Raw genomic sequence first — 25,394 nt, 5'->3', positions numbered from 1 at the left:
TTAATAGACTGCTATCTTTATTTCTAATAGCATTCTTTACATTTTTCACTGATAATATTTAGTAAAAAGGAAATAGTTAGAAAGGGGTAATTTTATTTTGAAGAAGTATTTACCTATACTTATTTTATTTTTTGGTATTCTCTATATCTTTTTTATTCCTTCAGAACCTGTGAGCATAAAAATACTATTTAAGGTAATTCCAATGGTGTTGATTATTAGTTATGCCTTTTCACAAATTCCTTATCAATCAACTAAATATCGTGCTCTTATATTTTTAGGTCTTATTTTTTGTATGATTGGTGACGGAACGTTAATCTGGTTTGTTGTTGGTTTAAGTGCTTTTCTAATTGGGCATTTGTTTTACGCTGCTGGTTTTATATCAGGATGGAAATTTTCAATTTATCGCGTACTAGCGATCATTCCAATTGCAATTTATGCGTTTTTTCTATGCTCTAATTTAGTAAAATCGTTAAACGAAAGTGGACAGGAAAACTTAGTTATTCCGGTAATAGCCTATTCAGTAGCAATCTCTTTGATGGTATTTACAGCCATAATGACTGGAAACAAATGGGCTATTTTTGGGAGTTTATTATTTATCATTTCAGATTCTATCTTATCGTGGGACCTATTTGTAGAAAGTGTTAAATATGGTCATGAATTAATCATGATTACCTACTACTCGGCACAGTTTTTAATCGCTAAAAGCATTTTAAATAGGAACAGAGTTGCGTAATATTTTACTTTCAAATATAGAAAGAACTACAATATAAATATAGCCTCTTTTCGCTAAAAGTAAAAAATGAAAGCGTATTACCCAAGAAATATGAAATGTAAAAAAGGAGATTTTCATATGAAAAATGAGTTAATTAATCGTTTAATTAGTTATGCAAAGGTTGATACACAATCAAATGCAAGTAGTGAAACATGCCCTTCTACACCTGGCCAATTAACTTTGGGCCGCATGTTAGTGGAAGAGTTAAACAAAGTTGGATTAGTTGACGTAACAATGGATGACAATGGTTATGTAATGGCTACACTTCCGGCAAATTCCGACAAAGATATTCCAACAATTGGATTTTTAGCGCATTTAGACACAGCGACAGACTTTACAGGAAAAAATGTTAACCCTCAGCTAGTTGAAAACTATGATGGAAATGACATCGTTTTAAACGAGAGTTTAAATGTCGTATTATCTCCAAGTCATTCACCAGAGTTAACTAAATATATAGGTCATACATTAATGACAACTGATGGAACAACATTACTTGGTGCAGATAATAAGGCTGGAATCGCTGAAATTATGACTGCGATGGAGTATTTAGTTCAACATCCGGAAATCAAACACGGCAAAATAAGAGTCGCATTCACACCAGATGAAGAGATTGGTAGAGGCCCACATAAATTTGATGTAAAAGCATTTGATGCTAAATATGCTTACACAATGGACGGTGGTCCACTAGGAGAGCTTCAATACGAGAGCTTTAATGCTGCAGGAGCAATGATTACGGTAAAAGGTAAAAATGTGCACCCAGGTACTGCTAAAGGTAAAATGATAAATTCTATGAAAATTGCCATGGAAATAAATAATTTATTACCTGTTGAAGAAGCGCCAGAATCAACTGAAGGTTACGAAGGCTTTTATCATCTAGTATCAATTGAAGGTGATGTAGAGCTAACAAAAATGCACTACATAATTAGAGATCATGATAAAACAAAATTTGCTAATCGAAAAGAGACATTGTCGAATATTGTAAATCAATTAAAAGAAACACATGGTGAAAATACCATAATTTTAGAATTAAAAGATCAGTATTATAATATGGGTGAGAAAATCTTACCTGTTAAAGAGGTTGTTAATATTGCTCACGAGGCAATGACAAACCTAGAAATCACACCAATTGTAGAACCAATTCGTGGTGGTACAGATGGATCACAGCTTTCATATATGGGGCTACCTACTCCAAATATTTTTACAGGTGGAGAAAACTACCACGGTAAATTTGAATACATCTCAATCGACAATATGGCTAAAGCAACGAATGTTATGATTGAAGTAATCAAATTATATGAACAAAAAGCAACTTCAAAGTAAAAAAGTAGGACTGACAGATCTGTCAGTCCATTTTTTTACTTTATTTTACGAATAAATACGACTTTTAAATAGTTACCTTCTTTAAACTGTTTACTTGTTTTAAAATCATTAGGTAGGCTGAATTCTTCCATTAATTTATATTGCCCGCCTAATTCCTTAAACGCCGTGTCAATAAACCCTTTAAATTTATTCATTCCAAAAGTACTACAATTCGTTGAAGCAACAATTACACCATCATTTTCTGTAATCGTAATCGCTTCTTTCAACAGGTTCTTATAGTCCTTTTCGGCACTAAAGGTATGTTTTTTAGATCTTGCAAAGCTTGGTGGATCTAAAATAACCATATCAAATAAAAGGTTCTTTTTTACTGCATATTTAAAGTAATGAAATACATCCTCAACGACTATGCTTTCGGTAGAAGGATCAATCCCATTAATTTTAAATTGTTCTTTTGTTTTATCTAAGCTCCGATTAGCTAAGTCAACACTAGTAGTCTTACTAGCCCCTCCTACTGCTGCAAAGACAGAGAATGCGCCTGTATATGAGAAAGTATTTAAAACTGTTTTCTCGTAAGCATATTTATCTCGAATTAGCTTTCTAACTTCGCGTTGATCCAAAAATACGCCTACCATTGCTCCATCATTTAAATAGATAGCAAAATTAACTCCATTTTCCTTTACGATAATAGGAAATTGACCTCTTTCCCCCATCACAAAGTCATCTTCTTCAATATACTGACCTTTTGTATCGAAGCGCTTCTTCTGATAAATCCCTTTGAATTCGACAATATTCTCTAATGCTTGAATAACCCAATCTTTGAATTGATAGATTCCTTCGCTATACCAACTAATTAAATAAAATCCGTCAAAAAAATCTATCGTTAATCCGCCAATCCCATCGCCTTCTCCATTGAATACTCTAAATGCTGTCGTATCAGAGCTATTATAAAATTGTTTGCGGTCTTCGATTGCTTGTTTAATTTTATCTTCAAAGAACTTAGGACTAATCTTTTCATGCTCTTTTAGGCTAAGAATCCAACCTAAACCCTTATTTTGCTTTCCATAGTAACCCTTTCCGATAAAACCATTACGCTCATCTACTAGATTTATTATCGTACCTTCACTTTTTAAATCTTTACTATTCACGATCGATTCTTTTGAAATTAGTGGATACCCGGTTTTATAATCTCTTACAAATTTTTGTTTAATTTTTAGATTCATTTCTTTATCCATAAGCCCATCCATTCATCCTCTTTTTTACTCATTATTTCCATTATCAACTTTTATAGTGTGACCTATTAGTCAAAACTGTAGATTTTGATATTATATAATCTTTTTCTATGAAATAATCGCTGAAGCCATTTCGCGCACATCACGCTGTCAAGTCTTTAATTATAACATGACAATCAAACAAATGACTTATTCTCTATATTGCAATCTCTCTTTTTACACTAATCAACTCTTTTTCTTAGCAAGAATGTTCGTAGTTTTATAATAGGAAACATAGAATAATCTCTTTCACTTAAAGGACCAGGGAATTACTCCCGCTAGCCATTTTATTTTTAATATCACAAATACCTTTTGATGTAATACTAAACAAATAGAGGACTTAAAAGAGAATAGCATAATTTCTTTTGGAAATAGCCTTTTATTCGTGCACGTAAGAACTTTTTAGCTATAAAAAACACCCCTTATATTCAATGTTGCCCGACAGAGGGTATTTCCAACATCTACTTTAAGGGGTGTAGTCTAAATTGAATAAGGTTTTAAATTCATTCATTAACCTGTTTTATTCTTCTAGCAAAATCAACAAATTTGAACTTATCAGGCCTATGTCTAGATTGACCGTATTGTAATAGAGAACCATCGTCTAAGTATACGAATGTATTTACAACTACTACCATATCATAGCCATCTAAATCTAAATATTTTTGGTCATCTTCTGTACAAGCTTGTACGACAATTTCTTTTTTCGCAAAGCCAATATTTAAGTGTAGAGTATTTTCTATATAGTCGAAAATTGACCCTTCGCAGATTGACCTTGAAAGTTTTTCGACATAAACACTATTGTAGTACTCTTTGTCTAAAATTATTTTTTTCCCGTCGATTTTTCTAGCTCTAACTACTTTCCAAATCGTGGTTTGGTCATCTATTTCTAGTTGTTCTCTTATAAATTTACTAGGCCACTTCTTTTCAAGAATTTCTACAATCGTTTCTGCTTCTCTACCGATTTGATTTGATAATTCTTTAAAACTAATTAAACCTGTTACTGGGAAATTTAATTTTGCAGTGTCTAAAATAAACGAACCTTTGCCTTTGACTTTATTTATATAACCGTTTTGTTCAAGCATTTGTAATGATTTTCTAATTGTATCTCTAGAAACATTAAATTGCTCCATTAATGACTTTTCAGAAGGTATTTTACTACCAACAGTAAAAGCTCCTTTTTCAATCTGTTCAATTAACTTATGATAGATCGAAATATACTTTGTGTTCATTTTCATCACCTAGAAAAATTTTATTATATTCTCACATTTTTCTCAAGAAGGTAACAAATTGACTCATATGGACGCAACGTAAACTCAGTTAAATCTTGACTAGAATCCTTATAATTTGAAATTAATATCTGCTTGTCATACTCCCCAATAGCAATATCTTCTGGTAACTTAAAAAGAGCATCCTCGCCATAAAAATTATTAACGACTAACAACATTCGATTATCAAGCTTACGAGTGTATGCAAAAATTTGTTCATGATTTAGTAATAAAGAATCATACGTACCTGTCGAAATTATATCGAATTCTTTTCTTAAATTAATTAGTTTTTTATAATGATGAAACACTGAATCTTCATCAACTAGAGACTTTTCGACATTTATTTGTTCGTAATCTTTTCCTGTTGAAATCCAAGGTGTACCAGTAGTGAATCCTGCATGTATTGAACCATTCCATTGCATAGGCGTACGAGAATTGTCCCTAGATTTGCTCTTTAAAATGGCTAATATTTCACTTTCTGGAACACCATTTTCTTTTAATATTTTATAATAATTTAAGCTTTCTACATCTCGATAGTCTTCAATTGCGTCAAATTTAGGATTAGGCATTCCAATTTCTTCACCTTGGTAAATATATGGCGTTCCTCTTAATAAATGCATTGTAGTAGCAAGCATTTTGGCTGATTCTTTATGATATTTTTGATCGTCTCCAATACGTGAAACAATACGTGGCTGATCATGGTTACACCAAAATAGGGCGTTCCATCCATTTCCTGATTGCATACCTTTTTGCCACTGATCCAGAATTGACTTAAGTGACATAAAATCAAAATCCATTAATGACCATTTTTGTCCATCTTTATAGTCAATTTTTAAATGATGAAAGCTAAAAACCATCGATAACTCATTCTCAGACGGATTTGAGTATCGAATACAATGGTCGATTGAAGTTGAAGACATTTCACCAACAGTAATGATTTCTTCACTCTTACCAAACGTCTCATTATTTAACTTCTTTAAATACTCATGAATTCGAGGTCCATCTGTATAGTATTTTCTGCCGTCACCTATTTCGTCATCAACCATAACTTCTGGCTTAGAAATCAGATTAATGACATCCAAACGAAATCCTTTTACGCCCTTATCAATCCAGAAATTAACGATATCGAATAGTTCATTTTGTACCTCACTATTTTCCCAGTTTAAATCTGGTTGAGTTTTATCGAAGAGGTGTAAATAATATTCATTCGAATTCTCAATGTTTTCCCAAGTAGAACCACCAAATTTGGAAATCCAATTCGTTGGCTCTTTTCCGTCCTTTTCTTCCCTAAAAATATAGTAATTTTTATATTTTTCATCTCCGTCAAGAGCTTTCTTAAACCACTCGTGTTCTGATGAAGTATGATTAAAAACCATATCCAGCATTATTTCTATATCACAGCGTTTGGCTGCCTTCACTAATTCATCAAAATCTTCCATTGTTCCGTATGCTGAATCAATCTTTCGATAATCTGCGACATCATAACCATTATCATTTTGAGGAGATACATAAAATGGAGTAAGCCAAATGTAGTCAACACCTAATGCTTTTAAATAATCAAGCTTTTTTGTAACTCCTCTTAAGTCTCCAAAGCCATCTCCATTCGAATCATAAAAAGACTTAGGATAAATTTGGTATACGACACTGTTCTTAAAATCCTTCATTTTGATAATCTCCTTGATTTATAAATAAATTCGAAAGGAAGGAAAATAGATTTCCTTCCCCTTAAATAATTATGAGCTTTTCACTAGTAGTTTTTTCTTGTTAAAGATAATCGTTAAAATAAATGGGACAACGACTGCAACTAGCATAGCGATTGAAAACATCCCAATATGTTTAGGTTGAATAGATAAAATTGCTGGAAGGCCTCCAACACCAATTGAATTCGCCATTACACCTGAACCAACTGAAACAATAGCAGCTATACCAGATCCGATCATAGCAGCTAAGAATGGATAAGCATACTTTAAGTTAATACCAAACATTGCTGGCTCTGTTACGCCTAAGAAACAAGAGATTGCAGCAGGTATTGATACTTGCTTTTCTTCTTCATTCTTTCTATTCAAATAAATGATTGCTAAAACAGCTGAACCTTGTGCGATATTTGATAAAGCGATCATCGGCCAAAGATTTGTTCCATTAAGCTGACTCATTAGTTGAAGATCGATTGCATTAGTCATATGATGCAATCCAGTTATAACTAGAGGTGCATAAAAGAAACCAAAAACTAAGGCAAATAGCCATCCAAATGAAGACGTTAATCCTGAATATACTAAATGCGAGACAGCTGAACCGATTTTCCAACCAATTGGACCTAATACTACATGTGCAATTAAAACTGTTGGTACTAGTGCAAAGAATGGTACTACAATCATTGAAATTGCACTTGGAACGATTTTTCGAATATTTGTCTCTAAAAACGCTAAAGTAAAACCTGCTAAAATAGCTGGAATAACTTGCGCTTGATAACCAATCATATCGATTTTAGCAAAACCAAAGTCCCAAACTGGTGGTACAGCCCCACCTGCTACTGCGTATGCATTTAGTAGCTGTGGTGAAACAAGTGTAATACCTAAAACAATCCCTAGAATTTGAGTCGTACCCATTTTCTTTGTAATTGACCATGTAATACCGACTGGTAAGAAATGAAATATGGCTTCACCGATCAACCATAAAAAGGAATGCGTACCTGCCCAAAATTGAGAGGTTTCGACAAGTGTTTTTGTACCATGGTCTAGTAGTTTAATATCCCCAATTATGTTACGGAACCCTAAGATCAGCCCCCCTACAACAATGGCTGGAATTAATGGTGAGAAGATTTCTGCTAAGTGAGCAAGTAGTCTTTGAATCCATGTCATATTTTGCCTTGCAGCTATTTTAGCTTCTTCTTTTGAAGTTTCCTCTACCCCAGCTATTTTTGCAAAGTCATTATAAAAAGTAGATACTTCATTACCGATAATTACTTGAAATTGTCCAGCTTGCGTAAAAGTACCTTTAACTATTTTAATTTCTTGAATCATTTTTTCATCAGCTTTTTTAACATCTTTCAACACAAAACGCATTCGTGTTGCACAATGAGTTACGGTAGCGATGTTATCTTTACCGCCAATGTATTGAAGTAATTGTTTTGCTTCATCATTAAATCGGCTCATGATATCCCCTCCTTGAGCAATCTATTATTTATTTTATAATTTCAAATTCATCCTGTACGTACAAGATTAGTATATTCTTGTACGTACAGGATTGCAAGCGTTTTTTGTAAACGTTCTCACTTCTTACTAATTTCCATGGAAATTGCTAATCAACTTACTAATAATAGTCCATAAATATTGATAAAAAAACCGTTAATGCTCTATCTGTTCCCAGGTAGAGCATTAACGGTTTTTACCTTTTATTTACTTAGTTTCCTCTGTAAAGTGATCAAATACGATACAGCCTGCTCCTTGTGCAACGATATTATAGGCTGTTGATGATTTAATGATTTGAACAGGACTGTTTGGATAATTTTTCAATCTCCCTTGTGCTGTTTCGCATGCTACATCAAAGAATAATGGCTTTGGAACTAGTGTACCTCCACAAATTACAATTTCAGGGCGCACGATATAAATTAGATTAGTCAGTCCAATTCCAAAGTAATTAGCTGCCTCTTTTATGACTTCTAAACAAAGTGGGTCTTCCTTCTCTAAAGCTTCAAGAATTTGATGATAGCTAATATTTTCGACATCGTTTAATTCACCCATCAAAGAAGTCATCTCACCGCGCTTAACACGTTTGATAACCTCTTCTCGAATCGCAGGCAAACTACTGTATGCTTGTAGACACCCATATGAACCACATGAACAAAGTTTTCCATGAATATCAACGATCATATGTCCAAAAGCATCGTCCATCTCGTTCTTATTGCTTATTAATTTACCTTGTTGAATAATTCCACAGCGTATTCCCATATCACTCGAAACGAAAACAATATTCTCGTTTTCTTTACTGAAATTTAGTCTGTACTCTGCTAAGGCAGCTAAATTTGTACCGTTATTTAGTAACACCGGGCACCGATTAGCTTCTTCTAAGTTCTTAACAATATTTAAATCATCCCATCCATCTGCTAAAAATGATCCCGATTTAATCATTACACCTTTTTCTTGATCAATTGGGTCTAACACTCCGATACCAATACCTAATAATTGTTCTCTATTCATATTATTTTGATCTAATAATTCACTTACACTTTTGGTTACAAAATTTAAAGTATATTCTCCAGTACTAACATTGCTCATTTTTAATTTTTTTGAATCGACAATTGTTAGATTTAAATCAAGCAGTAGTACCGTTGTAAATAAATTCGTGATTTCGACACCGATTAAGTAAAATGCAGTTGGGTTAATCACATACATTGCTGGTCTCCTTCCACCGCTAGAAACCCCTAAACCACTGTCATATATAAGTCCTTCCTGTACTAATTCATCTAATAAACGTACACATGTAGTATGTTTATACCCTGTCATTTCAGTTAATGTACTAACTTTAATTGGTCCTAATTTTCGTATTAAGCTATATAAAAGCTTTAAACTTTTGATTTTAGGCGACTGATAGCCTATAAATTGCCTGATCATTGACTCCTCCAAAACTCTAATCTTATTTTACATCCATTTAACTTTTTATATTTTATGAATTAAGTATAGCTATTTATACGTTATATTTACAGTGTTTTTAGTAAAAAGGAATAATCTTTTTACCAAAATGATTTTTAGTCTGTTTACAAGTAAGGAATTATCCATTAGACTTATAGTGAAAGCATTATTATTTATTAGAAATCTTTTTAAATCCCTATCGCTCATTTTAGGAGGAAAAATAAATGCATAAAACTGAACATATTTTAGAAACAAGAGATTTTATATTAAGTAAAACAAACTACCGTCCAACGGTTGGATTAATATTAGGTTCTGGCTTAGGCACTCTTGCAGATGAAATCGAAAACTCTGTTGTAATCCCTTACAGTGAAATTCCTCACTTTGCAAAGTCTGAAGCAGTTGGACACGCAAATGAATTAGTAATCGGTGAATTAAAGGGCCAAGCTGTTGTAGCAATGAAAGGCCGTTTTCATTATTATGAAGGCTTTACTTTAGATGAAGTAACATTCCCTGTGCGTGTAATGAAAGCACTTGGAGTAGAAAAATTAATCGTAACAAATGCTTGTGGAGCTGTTAACACTAGCTTTAATCCTGGCGATTTAATGTTAATTACGGATCATATTAATTTAGTAGGAACAAATCCTTTAATTGGACCAAATAACCCAGAACTAGGAACTCGCTTCCCTGATGTTTCTGAAGTATATAACAAAGAATTACGTAGCCTTGCATTAGATGTTGCTGCGAAACAAGACCTTAAATTACAACAAGGCGTATATGCTTGGTGGAGTGGCCCTTCATACGAAACACCTGCTGAAATCCGTATGATCCGCACACTTGGTGCTGATTCTGTAGGAATGTCAACGGTTCCTGAAGCAATCGTAGCTGTTCACGGAAGTATGAAAGTTTTAGGTATCTCTTGCCTAACAAACATGGCTTGTGGCATCCTAGACCAACCATTAAACCATGAAGAAGTAATTGAAGTAGCAAGCATGGTTAGAACAAAATTCGTTAACTTAGTTAAGGGTATTTTAGAAGAAATGTAATTCGAAATACGAAATACGAAATGCGGAAGGCGTTTGATCGGCCCCGACAAGCATAAGACAAAGAACGATAAAGGTTGGTTTTTACCTTTATTGAGCTTCAGCTTATGACCTCGAGGGGGCTAACGCCTGGAGCTAGACAATGCGGAAAGTGTTTGAGTGGCTCTCTGAGAGAGTATTACCGGAGAAATATCTCGCTCAACAGTAACAAAATATGAAATTAGATATAAGTAAAGAGGTTTTGGTTTTCCCTCTTTACTTCTTTTTATTAAATGGGGTGTTATTTTGAAAGGCATACTATATATCATTATCGGATCTGTTTGTTATGGCGTTTTGTCTACCTTTGTAAAATTGGCATATGGTGATGGTTTTATTGTAAATGATGTAGTCGGTATTCAAATGTTTGTTGGGGCTGTATTGTTATGGTCCATCGTACTTTTTAATAAAAGTAGATCTGCTAAGTCAACTAATCAACAATATTTTATACCTGCAAAGAAGGATGTTTTATTACTTGTAGTATTAGGATCTACCACTGGCCTAACGGGAATGTTTTATTATTTGGCGTTACAATATATTACTGCATCATTAGCGATTGTACTGTTGTTCCAGTTCACTTGGATTGGCGTTTTATTAGAATCAGTAGTCAATCGAAAACTTCCAGAAAAAAGTAAGTTACTCTCATTGATTCCACTCGTTATTGGAACGATCTTTGCGACAAATGTTTTAACCGATGGAATTGGTTCATTGAATTGGTTAGGAGTTTTATTTGGAGCGTTGTCCGCGGTTTCGTACAGTACTTTTATCTTACTTAGCGGTAGAATCGCTTTAAAAGCCAATCCTATAACAAAAACGGCATTAATGATAACAGGTGGTTTTATAATTTGTGCTATCTTCCTTCCACCTACATTTTTCACAAACTGGAACTTATTTGCAGAACTTTTGATAAAGTATGGGTTGATCCTTGGCTTTTTAGGTCCATTTTTCTCTACTTTAATGTTTTCAAAGGGCGTTCCTTTAACAGGTTCTGGTCTTGCTTCTATTTTAGGTGCAGCAGAGTTACCGACAGCTACATTAATGTCAGCGATTGTATTAAAGGAAACAGTTGGAGCTCCGCAATATTTTGGTATCATTTTAATTTTAATCGGTATCGTTATACCTGAATTCCTTAAAAGAAAGTCACTTCAATCTGCATAAAATTATTTAAAAATGAACAAAGGGACCGTGTTTATTACGGTCCCTTTTATGATTCCTTATTTATTCATTTGTGCAAGAAAATCTCCCAGAAGACTACCCATATCTTCCTCTTCAACTTCTTCTTCAGCTGCAGAGACTTCACTTTTGCTTGCAACTTCCCAATTAAAGTTTTCTAAATCATCATCACGATCATTTTTGCTTCCGGTATTATCTAAATCTGTTACTCTCCGTTCTTTTGTACGGCTTTCTGTCTGAACGGGTTCCAATTCTGGTTCTAGTTCATTCTCTTCTTCTTGAAGATATAGAGCTTCTTCAATTGCTAGACTATTACTATTTAGCGATGTAATAAGAGAAGCCGTACGGACTGGATTGGCTAATAATTGGTACACAATACTACCTAATAGTGCCTCAGAATGTTCGTGTTTCAACCAATCTCTTTGGGCTTTACTTAGACTTTTCGGAAGTGGAATCGTTATTGTTTGCCTTTGCTTTGATAATGAGTCATTAACTCCGCTCATTACGTACTCAGCAATTTTACCTGAAAAGTTTCGCCTTTCGTTTTGCTTAAGCTGTTGCAAATGTTTTATTATCTGATCAGGCGTATCGGAAGGGATACGAAATGTAATAGGTTGTCCCCTCGTCAATTCTTTTTCCTTCATGGAATCACCTTATTTTGATTTAGACATTTTTTGTTCTTCTCTTTGATTTTGATTTTGATTTGCTTCTCTTCGGGATTCCCTTATTCTTTTTATATCAAAATCAGCAATTAGTTTATAATAAGCATTCGCCATCATCCAGATACTTTCCTTCTCATCTTCAAAGAAATCAATATTATATCCGTCTAGGTTGTTATTTAGTGTCTTAAGATAATCCTTTAAGATTAGGGATCCTCCACCGATGAAATAGCATATCTCCGTTTGAGAGTTTTTCTGCCAAATATTTCTTAAATGACGATATTGTTTTTTTGCTAATTCTAATAGAATTCGGTCTACAATATCATGAACGCTTGTCCTACTTCCCTTAACATAAATATGATTTCTGTCGCTTTTTTTAGTTATTATCTCTACAACATCTCTACGACTATCGAGTTCAACTCCATGTCTAGAACGAATCTCTTCACGAATTGCTTCTAGGGATTCTGCTACTCCTAGATTAAAGCCTTGAGCTTTATCGTCATCTACCTTTCTATTTCTAATGACGGCAATATCAGTTGATAACCCTCCGATATCCTGAATAAGGATCTTTTTATCTATAAGGTCTTTATTAATTATGTTTAGATGACTATCCATAACTAGGTTAATAAAAGCGGCAAAACCTTCAGGATAAACCTTAACGTCTTCAAATTTAATATTAACTTTTAATCCTTGATGTCTAGGTGTTACTAAAAATTCCACTTGGTGAACTGAACCTAGTAATCGAGATCGATAGCCAACGTCCTTACCTTCTTTTACTTCTCTAAGCGGTAGGCCTGTTCCTAATATGTAAGTTGCCTCAATTACATTATTTGAGTTCTTTACTATTTGTTTATTTTCTTCTCTAGCTGCATCTAATGCTAACGCTGCAAATAACATAATAAGTGTTTGATCTTCTTCAGACTTATTGCTTCCTGGATCTAATTCCGTTGCATTACTACTTTTTGTTGCTAAGTTTCCTACTCGGTAAACAGTATTATTCTCTTTTAAAGTAGGAGAGTGAACGCGAATATGTATTCCATCAACTGGATCTTGGTTGTCTAATTCTTCTATCCCAATGATTGGACGATCTTCTGTATCCCTTGCAATAATATTAGGAATATTAATCTCAGATTCCATCTTCCCAAAAATTCCTTTGAGTGAATCGTTTCCTACATCAATAGCAGCTATACGAGCATTTACCACTTAAATCATCCCTTTCGTTAATAGGTTTACATATTAATAGATAATTCTGATTTAAGATTATCTAACTTTAGTCATCCGGTCAATGTCCCGTACTGAACTATTATAAAAATGTAACTGAAATGTCATCTTGTATACAAAATTGTAAACACATAAATTTGTATACATTTTTGTGTACATGTGTACAAAAACGTATACAACTGTACACGAAAAAGTGTACTTGTATACAAAAATGTATACATTTCTTTTTTTATTTAAAAATTATTCTTGGGACGGCTGTCTTCTACCTACGAAAAGCTTATGAATATTTTTATTTAAATAAGAATGTTTCAATATATTGGAGTCAATATCGAAAAGTACTAACACTAAGTGAGCTTCATTCATAATGTTGTGAATTTCGTTGATAAAATTATTTCGACCAACTTACTAAACTAATATTTACAAAATTAGTGTCATAATAACTACCAGTATCTTTTTTCAGAGGCTCAAAACATTAAATTGTTTACAATATTTGTATTGATGTGTAAGCCGATGATTATTAAGAGGTAATTCTTTAGAGTAATGATTACTTTAGATATTTTTTAAGATTAAATTTTTTTTACGGAGAACTTGAATGGAATGAATGGGTGTTGATTCCTGTGAAATACGTGGGAAGGCTCAGATTGCACCACACGGAAAGCGAGAATCCCGTAGTGGAAATCAACGAATATCTAACACAAATAACCAGAGCAAATTGATCAAATAAAAAATAATGAAGAATATTTGGATTAGACAATCTCATTATTTCAATAACATGTAAAGTTTACATAATTGTACACAAGTACACTTTATCGTGTACAATCGTTTACAAAAATGTATTCCTGTGTACAAATATGTGTACAATTGTTTACAAAACGTATTCCTGTGTACAAATATGTGTACAACTTACTTTAAATTAACTTTACTCTAAAAATTAAAATATAATCAGATGACTTCTACCTACCCGTTTGTGGATAAATTCCTTTTTTCTTGATATCCACATGTGGATTACTTATTTTTATTTTGATTAACTAACACTTGAATAGGCTTTTACTTAAATAGTATCATTTTTGCACCAAGTTCATAGTGACAACCCTAAACTCTTACTTGAAGCTTCCAATATACTGCGATAGCTTCTGTTATTAGGTCCTCCCCTACATTTACAAATGCTTTTTCCCAAGATGCAACTTCTGTTCCTGATACAGTCATAATTTTACCAATCATTCGTTGAGTTATATTTATATCCCCTATAATAGAAGAAGATTCTACAATTTTTAATCCACCAGAGTATCACAATTTCGAGTAACTTCTTGGATTTTCAATTACTTCCCCTAGCCCTCCCCCGCTTTGTAGAAAAAAACAATAGTTACTATACAGCTTTAGGCGCAAAAAAACATTTGTGCCTACACAACTAGCTCCCTCCTTTTTGAAGCATGACAATCAATATATAGTCCATTTTCTTTCCTCTACTTTCGCTAAAAGAAATTGCTCTACCCCCGCGAAGTTTATTTAACATTTTATAAATCACAGTGATTTTTAAGGTTAAATATGCAAATTTTTACTTTCTTACAAAAGTTTTTGTTCTTTTTTCATGAAACGATTATAATGGGAATTATGATTGTACTTCTCTAGTACAATTTAATAAATAGAAAATTTAATAAAAAATCCATAAGTTTTATTACTTATGGTAGAGGTCGCAAACTCCCCTCTACAAAAAAATAAGGCGAAAAACAATATTTGTCGTATTGTTTTTATTTTTGTTATTCGGGATGCCCTCTTCTTTTTAATCATGTAAAGGAGAGAAGAAATATGAAAAATGAAAAAGCAATCGTTGTATTTAGCGGTGGCCAAGACAGTACTACGTGTTTATTCTGGGCTATGCAACAATTTGGTGAAGTTGAAGCTGTTACGTTTAACTACAATCAGCGCCATAAACTAGAATTAGATGTAGCTGCAGATATTTGTAAGGAATTAAATATTCCTCACCATATCCTTGATATGTCCTTGTTAAATCAGCTTGCACCAAATGCTTTAACAAGATCAGATATTGATATAACTCACGAAGAAGGCGAACTTCCTTCTACATTCGTTGATGGACGTAACTTATTATTCCTATCTTTTGCAGCAGTACTTGCTAAACAAAAAGGCGCAAAGCACATTATTACTGGTGTTTGTGAAACTGACTTTAGCGGATACCCTGACTGCCGAGATATCTTTGTTAAATCATTAAATGTAACTCTTAATCTATCAATGGATTATCCATTTGTTATTCATACTCCACTTATGTGGATTGATAAAGCTGACACATGGAAATTAGCTGATGATTTAGGCGCATTTGAATTCGTTAAAAATAAAACATTAACTTGCTATAACGGCATTATTTCTGATGGTTGTGGAGAATGCCCGGCATGTGAGCTTCGTCAGGCTGGTTTAGATCGTTATCTACAATCGAAGGGAGCCGCAAAGCATGTTTGATTTTCGCATCGTAGAAAGACTTCATAAAATTGATGAGCATATTAAAAAAGAAGACTTAAAATATCACCATAAACGAGTTCTTGTTAATAAAGAATTTACCTTTGATGCTGCACATCACTTACACTGCTATGAAGGTAAATGTAAGAATTTACATGGCCACACATATAAAGTTATTTTTGGAATTAGTGGTTTTGTTGATGAGATCGGCTTAGTGATCGATTTTGGTGATATTAAGCAGATTTGGAAAGAAAAAATTGAAATCTATTTAGATCATCGTTATTTAAATGAGATGCTACCTCTGATGAATACAACAGCAGAGAATATGGTTGTTTGGATTTTTGAGCAAATGGAAAATGCGCTTAAAGATGAAACAAATCCTGCACAAGATATTCGAGTTGAGTTTGTTCGTTTATTTGAAACGCCTACAAGCTATGCAGAAGCTCGTAGGGAGTGGATGATCAATGAGTAAAATTCCAGTACTTGAAATATTCGGACCTACTGTACAGGGTGAAGGAATGGCAATTGGTCAAAAAACGATGTTTATTCGTACGGCGGGTTGTGATTACTCTTGTAGTTGGTGCGATTCATCATTCACATGGGATGGTAGTGAAAAAGAAAATATAAAATGGATGGCCGCAGAAGAAGTTTGGGAGAATTTAATGAGTCTAGGCGGCGATACATTCTCTCATATAACGATTTCTGGTGGAAATCCTGCCTTACTTCCATCTTTAGGCCCTGTAGTTGAGTTTTTAAAGGAAAAGAATATGACTTTAGCTCTTGAAACTCAAGGTAGTAAGTGGCAACCATGGTTACCTTCTATTGATGAAGTTACTTTATCGCCTAAACCGCCTAGCAGTGGCATGAATACTGATTTTGATATGCTAGGAAGCATCATTCAAAATTTAGAAAATCACCCGAAGTTTTGCTTAAAAGTTGTTATTTTTGATGAAAAGGATTTAGTTTATGCAGAAACTGTTCATCAAAAATTCCCACATGTTCCGTTCTTTTTACAAGTCGGAAATAGTTGGCTAAATGCGGATGATGGTACTTTATTACAATACATGTTAAATCGTTACGAATGGCTTATAGATGAAGCAATGAAATCAAAAGTCTTTAAAAATGTAAAAGTTTTACCTCAATTACATGCATTTGTTTGGGGAAATAAGAGGGGAGTTTAACCAACATGGTAGGAAGATCAAAAGGTTCACTAGAAGAAGTATCATTACTTGGCAGCAACAACACAAAATATTTATTTGAATATGATCCAGGAATATTAGAAACATTTGATAATACTCACCCAAATCGTGATTATTTCGTAAAGTTTAATTTCCCTGAGTTTACTTCACTTTGTCCAAAAACTGGTCAACCTGATTTTGCGACAATTTATATTAGCTATATTCCTGAAAAGAAAATGGTTGAAAGTAAATCATTAAAACTATACTTCTTTAGCTTCCGTAATCATGGTGACTTCCATGAAGATTGCATGAATATCATTATGGATGATCTAATTAAATTAATGGATCCTCGATATATTGAAGTTTGGGGAAAATTCACTCCACGTGGTGGAATTTCAATTGACCCATACTGCAACTATGGTCGCCCAGGTACGAAATACGAAAAAATGGCTGAACATCGCATGATGAACCATGATTTATATCCTGAGAAAATTGATAATCGATAAAAAATCACTTTAAAGTGCACTGTATAAAATACAGTGTACTTTTTTTATTCAGGTAAATACTATATTCGTTTATGGCACTTAATTTGTTTTTATTTTACAATTAATGGAAAGTAAATAAGAAGTGTGGTGAAACCATTTGTTTAAACTATTACTCATTGAAGATGATTCTTCTCTATTCACTGAGATTAAAGATCGGCTATCAGGATGGTCCTACGAGGTTTATGGGATCACAGACTTTAGTAAGGTAATCCAAGAATTTACAGAGATAAAACCAGATTTAGTCATCATTGATATACAACTGCCAAAATACGATGGATTCCATTGGTGTCGGATGATTCGTTCCCATTCAAACGTACCTATTATCTTTTTATCTTCAAGAGATCACCCTTCAGATATGGTCATGTCGATGCAGCTTGGAGCAGATGATTTTATACAAAAGCCATTCCATTTTGATGTACTAATTGCAAAAATCCAGGCTACTCTTAGACGCGTCTATAATTATAATACCGAAAAAATTGCACTTAAAACTTGGTGTGGTGCAACCGTGGACTATGAAAAAAATACTGTATCAAATGAAAATGGTGCAATTGAACTTACAAAGAATGAGATCTATATTTTAAAACTGCTAATTGAACAAAAAAATAAAATCGTAAGTCGCGAGGATTTAATTAATGCCCTTTGGGATGATAAGCGATTTATTAGTGATAACACCTTAACAGTAAACGTAAATCGATTGCGTAAAAGACTAGATGAAATAGAATTAGGACAATTTATTGAAACTAAGGTTGGTCAAGGATATATTGCTTTAGAAGAGGAGATTTAATGATTAAAACATTTCTAATTGAGCGATTTAGTTGGATCCTTTTTTTTCTACTAACACAAGTACTCATTGTATTTGTTTCATTTATTGATTTGTCAATTCCTTTAAAATCATTACTTTACATTGTCTTTCTATCACTATTATTGTTTATCATTTTTTTAGTCATTCGATATCCTAAAGAAATAAAATTTTATAAAAGTCTTGTTGAACGTGAGGATAACCTTGATTTGACGGGAATTGAAGAGTCAAATAGCCCATTTGAAGAAATTGTTGAAAACAGTTTAACAAATCAAACAAGCTTATTAAAAAAAATTGCTATTCAAAATCAAACTTATTTAGAGCAAGAAAAAGATGAGCTCCTATCATGGATCCATGAAGTAAAAACGCCTTTAACAGCAATGCACTTAATGATTGATCGTATGAAGGATGAAAAGTTAAAGTCAAATTTAACATATGAATGGCTACGTATTCACCTATTATTAGATCAACAGCTTCACCAAAAAAGAATACCTTTTATTGAAAATGATCTTTATATAGAAAAAATTGAGCTGGAAGATGTCATTTATCCAGAAATTAAAACTTTGCAATCATGGTGTATACATAAAGGGATTGGATTTGACATTGAATTAGAGGAGCTAGAAGTATTTAGTGATGCTAAATGGCTATCCTATATACTACGGCAGCTATTAACAAATGCAGTGAAATATAGTACATCCTCAGACATTCGGATTATAAGTAAGCAAATTAATGAGCATGTGATTCTTGAAATTGAAGACTTTGGTCGTGGTATTCATTCAAAAGATTTGCCGCGAATTTTTGAAAAAGGATTTACTTCTACGTTTCAGCATCAAGACAATGCCTCTACAGGGATGGGGTTATATTTAGCAAAGAAAGCTGCCCAGTCACTACATATTACTTTCCAAGTAAAGTCTGAGTTAGATAAAGGTTCAATTTTCACGCTAACATTCCCTAAACGAAATGAATTTGTAAAAATAACAAGCATGTGACAAAATTGTCACATGCTTTTGTTTATTGTTCGGTTAATCAAAGGAAACGGTCTATGTAACCATTTATACTAATTTTATCGAATGAAAATAAGGGAGTGTATGAATTGAATATTTTAGAAGCAAATAAAATTCATAAAAGTTACGGAAATAAATTTAATAAACAAGAAGTGTTAAGTGGCATTAATATAAACATCGAAAAAGGTGAATTTGTTAGTATCATGGGGCCATCTGGATCTGGTAAAACAACTTTACTAAACGTTCTTTCTTCGATCGATAAGATTAATAGTGGAACGATTGCAATTGAAGGTAAAGATATAACGGATATGAGAGAAAAGCAATTAGCAGAATTTCGTAAATACTATTTAGGCTTTATTTTTCAGGAATACAACTTACTAGACACATTAACTGTAAAAGAAAATATTCTTCTACCTTTATCAATAACAAAAACGTCACCAAGTGAAGCCAATCAAAAGTTTGATGTAATCGCTAAAGAGCTTGGTATTTACGAATTAAAAGATAAGTATCCTAACGAAATCTCTGGGGGACAAAAACAGCGTACTTCAGCCGCTAGAGCATTTATTCATGAACCTAGTATTATTTTCGCTGATGAACCTACAGGTGCATTAGATTCAAAATCTGCTTCAGATTTATTAAATAAACTAAGCGAACTAAACGAGAAAAGAAGCGCGACAATTGTAATGGTTACACATGATCCAGTAGCAGCAAGCTTTTGCAATCGAGTTGTCTTTATTAAAGATGGACAAATCTATTCACAACTACACAAAGGTGATGAAACGAGACAAAATTTCTTTAAAGATATCATGAAAACTCAAGGTGTATTAGGTGGTGTTCACCATGAGCATTAATCATTTGATATTCCGAAATTTAAAAAAGAATTTAAAAAACTATTATCTATATGTTTTTGCTTTAATATTTAGTGCTGCTTTATATTTCTCATTTGTTACACTGCAGTATGATCCCTCAATGGATGCGACAAAAGGTTCGATTAAAGGAGCTGCTGCAATTCGCTCAGCGTCGATTTTACTTGTTGCGATCGTTTCGATATTCCTTTTATATGCAAATATGATTTTTATAAAAAGAAGAAGTAAAGAAATTGGTTTGTTCCAATTAATCGGAATGACTAAAAACAGGATTTTCGGTATTTTAACAGTTGAAAATTGTATTCTATATTTTAGTTCATTGGTTCTTGGTGTCTTAGTGGGTTTTTCTATTTCAAGGCTGATCGTTATGATTCTATATAAAATCGTAGGAGTTAAAGCGATTGCTAATTTACATTTTTCTTCACAAGCATTAGTACAAACATTAATAGTATTTGTCGTCATTTACGCGTTCATTATGTTAATGAATTATGCTTTTATTAAAAGACAAACTATTTTATCTTTATTCCGAGTAGTCTCATCGACTGAAGGAAAGCTTAAAAAAATGTCTATTTTCGAAATTTCTATTGGAGTTTTAGGTATTTTATTAATAATCTCAGGTTATTTTCTATCATCAAAATTATTTGATGGCGATTTTACTACTATGACTCAACTATTTTCGGTAATGATTTATATTTTAGCGTCAGTCATTATTGGAACTTATTTAGTGTATAAAAGTTCGGTTCGTTTTATTTTAAATATCGTTCGTAAAAAGAAAAATGGCTATTTAAATATTAATGATGTTCTCTCTTTATCTTCAATTATGTTTAGAATGAAGTCTAATGCCTTATTACTAACTATTATTACAACTGTTTCAGCACTAGCGATTGGCTTATTATCTTTAAGCTATATATCTTATTATTCTGCAGAAAAGACAGCTGAGAGCCACGTCCCTGCTGATTTTTTCTTAAATAATAAAAAGGATTTACAAACTTTCACATCTGCGCTAGATAAAAATGGTATTAAATATAGAGAAAAACACACCGAGGTTATTCAAGTTAATGCAAATATAAAGAATATACTCGATAAAGAGTTAGAAGGCATGATGAAGGATGCAGACAAGTTTCCACTTGCGGTCGTAAGTGAAAAGTCAGTTAAACTAAACCTTGCTTCAAATGAAGTGTTATTTACTGGATACGATGATATGCTTCAAAAATTTATGACCTTAAAGGATTCAGGGCATATTGAATTAACTAGCAACAAGAAAAAGTTTAACCTTAACTATTTAGGATTAAAACGTGAAAAGATTATACCTTCCTACTTCACAAATGGCGGATTTCCTACTGTCATAGTGGACGATCAAGTATTTAAAACGTTAAAACAGAATCTTGATCCATCAATTCAAAAAGATTCTACTGTCTACAATGGAATTAATATAAGTGATGAAAAACTAATCGAAAAAGCAAATAATATTTTTGTGGACCATCAACTTGAAAAGAATTATCCTAATGATTCTCGACTTGAAATCGTTAAAAGTCAGAAAGCAAATATGGGTCTTATTATGTTCATCGTAGGATTTTTAGGACTAACGTTCTTAATGACATCAGGATGTATTTTATACTTTAAACAAATGGATGAAAGTGTTGATGAAAAACCCAATTATACAATTTTACGTAAACTAGGTTTCTCTCGTAAAGACTTATTAAGAGGTATACGTTCTAAGCAATTGTTTAATTTCGGTATCCCATTAGTGGTCGGACTAGTTCATAGCTATTTTGCTGTTCAATCTGGATGGTTCTTGTTCGGTACTGAAGTCTGGACACCAATGATTATCGTCATGGTTTTATATGCGGTTTTATACTCTGTGTTTGGTCTTTTATCCGTTCTTTATTATAAAAAAGTGATTAAAGAAGCTCTTTAAACTTTTATAATCCCTATTCCCTACTCTAAATAATAGAAGCTCTATCTGAGCTTCTATTATTTTTTTTACTTATTTTGATTTATAATAACCTTATACATACTACTTTAAAGGTGGATCGGGATGACGAAAACGATTGTTGAAAAACTAAACTTAAAAAAGTATAAAAAAGCTACCGTTTTAAATCAGCCAAGTGATGCAAATTATTTTGCAGATTTACCACATTTTGATACGGATCTATTAAATCATCCTTATGATCTAATATTTGCTTTTGTACTTGATATGGACTCGCTTAAAGAACTAGTAACAAAGATTACCCGAAATCATTATTTAGATAAGAATGGCTATATTTTTATTGCCTACCCTAAAAAAGGCAACAAAGTATATCCGACTTATATTCATCGTGATGATTTATTTGAGGGATTAGGTGCTGATGAGAGCGGCTATATTGGTTCAAGTACAATTAAGTTTGCTCGTATGGTTGGACTGGATGACGTCTTTACGGTTGTTGGATTAAAAGACGAATCAAAAACAAAAGCTGTGAACTCAGCAAAAGCAAGTCAATGCGTAGATGATTATATCGAAATGATTCCAAACGTCGAAAAGGATTTAGAAGATTCTCCTGAATTACTTACGATTTATAAGTCTCTAACTCCTGGGTATCGTAAAGATTGGGCACGACACGTCTATAGCGCTAAGCAAGAAGCAACGAAAACAAAAAGACGAGAAGAAATGAAAATGGCCCTAGGTGCTGGTTATAAAACGATGGATTTATATCGTAGAGATAATAAATAAAAAAAAAAATCCACAAGATTATTTCTCTTGTGGATTTTCTTCGCTTATTAGATCATTTTGATGTTACTTTAACAACAACGAGTAACTTTACCGCCTTTAGAATTAAAACGCGACTCTTGTGCTTCGATAAAGAACTCTTTTCTAGATTGAATTGGTTGATCAGGGTGTTGTGTTTTCATATGTTCAACATATTTCTCATAGCTTGGTACACCTACTAATAAACTAATAAACTGTTTATAATATTTTTTGAACTCCTTCACTTTATAATGCATAATTTTTCGGTTCACTTTCTTCGCGTTTAATATACGGAGTTTCATGTAATTTTATTGGTTTATTGGACAATATATTTATCCAATTTCGAACCGAAGCAATTAGAACTAAAAGCACAATCACCATAAATACTCCACAAATCGTTGCGTCAATATAGTCATTTAAAATAATTTGATTCATTTGTGCTTTACTAGCTGCCGGTGCAAGGATTTTGCCAGCATCTAAACCATCTTTAAAAATTTTAGCATGCGCTAAAAATCCTATTTTTGGTAATGCATGAAACAGCTTTTGCCAACCAGCAGTCATTGTTACGATTAAGATCCAAATCGTTGGCACTAATGTAATCCATGCATATGCCTTTTTCCCCATTTTCAGTAATATAGTTGTGCCTAGCAATAATGCAATCGCGGCGAGCATTTGATTTGCAATTCCGAATAATGGCCATAAAGTATTAATACCTCCAAGCGGATCAATAACTCCTTGGTAAAGGAAATACCCCCAGCCAAAAACGCAAATGGCTGTCGCAATTAAGTTCGCAGGAAGTGAATCCGTTTTTCCAAATGGCTTATACACATTGCCTAAAATATCCTGCGTCATATAACGGCCAATCCTAGTTCCAGCATCAATTGTTGTTAAAATAAATAAAGCTTCAAATAAAATAGCAAAGTGATACCAGAAAGCCATTAATGCCTTACCACCGATTACTTTAGAGAAGAGTGCCGCCATGCCGATTGCTAAAGTTGGTGCCCCACCAGTACGAGAAAGGATTGTTTGTTCACCTACGTCTTTGGCTAGCGTGCTCAAATCATTTGGAGCTATTGTAAAGCCCCAGCTTGAAACTACTTGAGCCACTTGATTTACGTCAGTTCCAATTATGGCAGGTGGGCTATTGATGGCAAAATATGCTCCTGGAGTTAATAAACAAGCAGCAATCATAGCCATTACTGCTACAAAAGACTCCGTTAACATAGCACCATAACCAATGGCACGTGCATGCGTTTCACGCTCAATCATTTTAGGGGTAGTACCTGAAGCAACTAATGCGTGGAATCCAGAAACAGATCCACAAGCAATTGTTATAAATAAAAATGGAAATAAATTTCCAGCAAATACTGGTCCTGTTCCGTCAATAAATTTTGTAACGGCCGGCATTTGTAAATCCGGTGCTACAATAATAATGCCAATTGCTAAAGCTAAAATCGTTCCAACCTTTAAAAATGTGCTTAAATAATCACGTGGAGCTAATAATAGCCAAACTGGAAGTACTGATGCTATAAACCCGTAACCAATTAACATAAGGGCAATCGTTTCTCCCTTAAACGTAAACATTGCCGCTAATGTTGGACTTTCTGCTACATATTGTCCCGCATATAATGAAATTAGTAATAAAATCACACCAATAAAAGACCCTTCTCCTACTCGGCCTGGGCGTATGTATCGCATATAAATACCCATGAAAAGTGCGATTGGAATTGTTGCCGCAATCGTAAACATTCCCCACGGACTTCCCGCAAGTGCTTTAACTACAACAAGGGCTAAAACAGCTAATAAAATAACCATAATTCCTAAAATACCTATTAAAGCAATAACGCCTGTTATAGGACCAATCTCTTCTTTAATCATTTCACCTAGTGATTTACCATTTCTACGTGTCGAAGCAGCTAATATGACAAAATCCTGTACTGCGCCAGCAAATACAACTCCTACAATAATCCAAATCGTTCCGGGTAAATAACCCATTTGCGCAGCTAAAATTGGTCCAACTAGAGGCCCAGCCCCTGCGATCGCTGCAAAATGATGGCCAAATAATACCCACTTATTCGTCGGTACAAAGTCTTTACCGTCGTTATTAATTTCGGCAGGTGTTTTACGAGTTTCATCAAGTTTAAACACTTTATCTGCAATAAACTTACTATAAAAACGATAAGCCACTGCATATGTACAAACTGCCGCTGTGAGGAGCCAAATTGCATTTATTGTTTCCCCTCTTTTTAAAGCTAAAACAGAAAAACAGAAAGCTCCAAGTATTGAAATTAATCCCCAAACAACTATTGATTTTAAAGATTTCACAACAAAAGATACCTCCTTTTTCATTTATAAAAGAAAGTATATCATTAATTCAGAATTTTTTGTCAATTAATGGTAAAAAAAGTATAATAACGACATTTATA

General features: G+C 33.3%; 23 protein-coding genes. 13 read left to right on the top strand and 10 right to left on the bottom strand.

Features of this window, described 5'->3' with window-relative positions; all coding sequences use genetic code 11:
• The first annotated feature begins 97 nt into the window (after positions 1 to 97).
• Both AB1282_RS06465 and pepT read left to right on the top strand, forming a co-directional pair.
• Complete coding sequence (locus AB1282_RS06465) at positions 98 to 733, top strand: lysoplasmalogenase (protein ID WP_082459416.1); 636 nt, start codon at positions 98 to 100, stop codon at positions 731 to 733.
• Positions 734 to 850: 117 nt separating this feature from the next.
• The gene (gene pepT / locus AB1282_RS06460; protein ID WP_429898733.1) at positions 851 to 2,092 is read left to right on the top strand and encodes a peptidase T; all 1,242 of its coding nucleotides are present in this window, start codon (positions 851 to 853) and stop codon (positions 2,090 to 2,092) included.
• A gap of 35 nt (positions 2,093 to 2,127) precedes the next feature.
• On the opposite strand, the gene AB1282_RS06455 is transcribed toward pepT, so the two are convergent.
• From AB1282_RS06455 to AB1282_RS06435, 5 genes are all read right to left on the bottom strand, one after another.
• Complete coding sequence (locus AB1282_RS06455; protein ID WP_056469930.1) at positions 2,128 to 3,324, bottom strand: class I SAM-dependent rRNA methyltransferase; 1,197 nt, start codon at positions 3,322 to 3,324, stop codon at positions 2,128 to 2,130.
• 539 nt (positions 3,325 to 3,863) lie between these two features.
• A complete protein-coding gene (gene treR / locus AB1282_RS06450; protein ID WP_056469120.1) occupies positions 3,864 to 4,589 on the bottom strand; it encodes a trehalose operon repressor in 726 nt (241 codons plus the stop codon).
• Positions 4,590 to 4,612: 23 nt separating this feature from the next.
• Positions 4,613 to 6,289, bottom strand: coding sequence for an alpha,alpha-phosphotrehalase (treC, locus tag AB1282_RS06445; protein WP_429898732.1), 1,677 nt, complete (start codon positions 6,287 to 6,289; stop codon positions 4,613 to 4,615).
• Positions 6,290 to 6,358: 69 nt separating this feature from the next.
• Complete coding sequence (gene treP / locus AB1282_RS06440) at positions 6,359 to 7,777, bottom strand: PTS system trehalose-specific EIIBC component (RefSeq protein ID WP_429898731.1); 1,419 nt, start codon at positions 7,775 to 7,777, stop codon at positions 6,359 to 6,361.
• 243 nt (positions 7,778 to 8,020) lie between these two features.
• Entirely contained in the window at positions 8,021 to 9,235 is a 1,215-nt protein-coding gene (locus AB1282_RS06435; RefSeq protein WP_429898730.1) for an ROK family protein, read from the bottom strand.
• A 242-nt stretch (positions 9,236 to 9,477) separates the two neighbouring features.
• On the opposite strand from AB1282_RS06435, the gene AB1282_RS06430 reads away from it, so the two are divergent.
• The gene (locus tag AB1282_RS06430) at positions 9,478 to 10,296 is read left to right on the top strand and encodes a purine-nucleoside phosphorylase (protein WP_056469109.1); all 819 of its coding nucleotides are present in this window, start codon (positions 9,478 to 9,480) and stop codon (positions 10,294 to 10,296) included.
• Between the two features lie 282 nt (positions 10,297 to 10,578).
• Positions 10,579 to 11,487 carry an EamA family transporter gene (locus AB1282_RS06425; RefSeq protein ID WP_429898729.1) on the top strand — a complete coding sequence of 303 codons (909 nt, stop codon included), beginning with the start codon at positions 10,579 to 10,581 and terminating at the stop codon, positions 11,485 to 11,487.
• Between the two features lie 56 nt (positions 11,488 to 11,543).
• Here the strand turns inward: AB1282_RS06425 and AB1282_RS06420 are convergent, their stop codons facing one another.
• The 3 genes from AB1282_RS06420 to AB1282_RS06410 all read right to left on the bottom strand — a co-directional run bounded on the left by AB1282_RS06420 (position 11,544) and on the right by AB1282_RS06410 (position 14,603).
• Entirely contained in the window at positions 11,544 to 12,146 is a 603-nt protein-coding gene (locus tag AB1282_RS06420; protein WP_056469102.1) for a hypothetical protein, read from the bottom strand.
• 9 nt (positions 12,147 to 12,155) lie between these two features.
• Positions 12,156 to 13,364, bottom strand: coding sequence for a ParM/StbA family protein (locus AB1282_RS06415; protein ID WP_429898728.1), 1,209 nt, complete (start codon positions 13,362 to 13,364; stop codon positions 12,156 to 12,158).
• Positions 13,365 to 14,474: 1,110 nt separating this feature from the next.
• Positions 14,475 to 14,603 carry a hypothetical protein gene (locus AB1282_RS06410; RefSeq protein WP_429898727.1) on the bottom strand — a complete coding sequence of 43 codons (129 nt, stop codon included), beginning with the start codon at positions 14,601 to 14,603 and terminating at the stop codon, positions 14,475 to 14,477.
• 585 nt (positions 14,604 to 15,188) lie between these two features.
• Between AB1282_RS06410 and queC the strand changes: the two genes are divergently transcribed.
• The 9 genes from queC (at position 15,189) to AB1282_RS06365 (ending at position 22,953) form a co-directional block, all read left to right on the top strand.
• Entirely contained in the window at positions 15,189 to 15,854 is a 666-nt protein-coding gene (gene queC / locus AB1282_RS06405) for a 7-cyano-7-deazaguanine synthase QueC (protein ID WP_056469096.1), read from the top strand.
• Positions 15,847 to 16,323, top strand: coding sequence for a 6-carboxytetrahydropterin synthase QueD (queD, locus tag AB1282_RS06400; RefSeq protein WP_056469092.1), 477 nt, complete (start codon positions 15,847 to 15,849; stop codon positions 16,321 to 16,323). Before queC ends, queD begins: the two co-directional genes overlap by 8 nt.
• On the top strand, positions 16,316 to 17,032 hold the full coding sequence (gene queE, locus AB1282_RS06395) for a 7-carboxy-7-deazaguanine synthase QueE (RefSeq protein WP_429898726.1): 717 nt from the start codon (positions 16,316 to 16,318) through the stop codon (positions 17,030 to 17,032). The genes queD and queE overlap by 8 nt, the downstream gene beginning before the upstream one ends.
• Positions 17,033 to 17,037: 5 nt before the next feature.
• Positions 17,038 to 17,535, top strand: a complete 498-nt coding sequence (queF, locus tag AB1282_RS06390; protein WP_056469085.1) for a preQ(1) synthase — start codon at positions 17,038 to 17,040, stop codon at positions 17,533 to 17,535.
• 136 nt (positions 17,536 to 17,671) lie between these two features.
• Complete coding sequence (locus tag AB1282_RS06385) at positions 17,672 to 18,358, top strand: response regulator transcription factor (RefSeq protein WP_056469083.1); 687 nt, start codon at positions 17,672 to 17,674, stop codon at positions 18,356 to 18,358.
• Positions 18,358 to 19,362 carry a sensor histidine kinase gene (locus AB1282_RS06380; protein WP_390310738.1) on the top strand — a complete coding sequence of 335 codons (1,005 nt, stop codon included), beginning with the start codon at positions 18,358 to 18,360 and terminating at the stop codon, positions 19,360 to 19,362. Before AB1282_RS06385 ends, AB1282_RS06380 begins: the two co-directional genes overlap by 1 nt.
• Positions 19,363 to 19,466: 104 nt before the next feature.
• A complete protein-coding gene (locus AB1282_RS06375; RefSeq protein ID WP_056469078.1) occupies positions 19,467 to 20,228 on the top strand; it encodes an ABC transporter ATP-binding protein in 762 nt (253 codons plus the stop codon).
• Positions 20,218 to 22,161 carry an FtsX-like permease family protein gene (locus tag AB1282_RS06370; RefSeq protein WP_429898725.1) on the top strand — a complete coding sequence of 648 codons (1,944 nt, stop codon included), beginning with the start codon at positions 20,218 to 20,220 and terminating at the stop codon, positions 22,159 to 22,161. Before AB1282_RS06375 ends, AB1282_RS06370 begins: the two co-directional genes overlap by 11 nt.
• A 120-nt stretch (positions 22,162 to 22,281) precedes the next feature.
• Complete coding sequence (locus AB1282_RS06365) at positions 22,282 to 22,953, top strand: YdeI/OmpD-associated family protein (RefSeq protein WP_429898724.1); 672 nt, start codon at positions 22,282 to 22,284, stop codon at positions 22,951 to 22,953.
• A gap of 68 nt (positions 22,954 to 23,021) precedes the next feature.
• Here AB1282_RS06365 and AB1282_RS06360 read toward each other — a convergent pair whose 3' ends face one another.
• Together AB1282_RS06360 and AB1282_RS06355 are read right to left on the bottom strand one after the other, a co-directional pair.
• Positions 23,022 to 23,225, bottom strand: coding sequence for a YbdD/YjiX family protein (locus AB1282_RS06360; protein WP_056469068.1), 204 nt, complete (start codon positions 23,223 to 23,225; stop codon positions 23,022 to 23,024).
• Positions 23,215 to 25,317: a carbon starvation CstA family protein gene (locus AB1282_RS06355; RefSeq protein ID WP_429898723.1), complete on the bottom strand. Its 2,103-nt coding sequence runs from the start codon at positions 25,315 to 25,317 to the stop codon at positions 23,215 to 23,217. Before AB1282_RS06355 ends, AB1282_RS06360 begins: the two co-directional genes overlap by 11 nt.
• Positions 25,318 to 25,394: the final 77 nt, after the last annotated feature.

This window comes from Gottfriedia sp. S16(2024) (genome assembly GCF_050473765.1).
Lineage (GTDB): Bacteria > Bacillota > Bacilli > Bacillales > Bacillaceae_G > Gottfriedia.
Note: the sequence above shows the minus strand (reverse complement) of the source record. Positions and strands in the feature narration are given on the sequence as shown.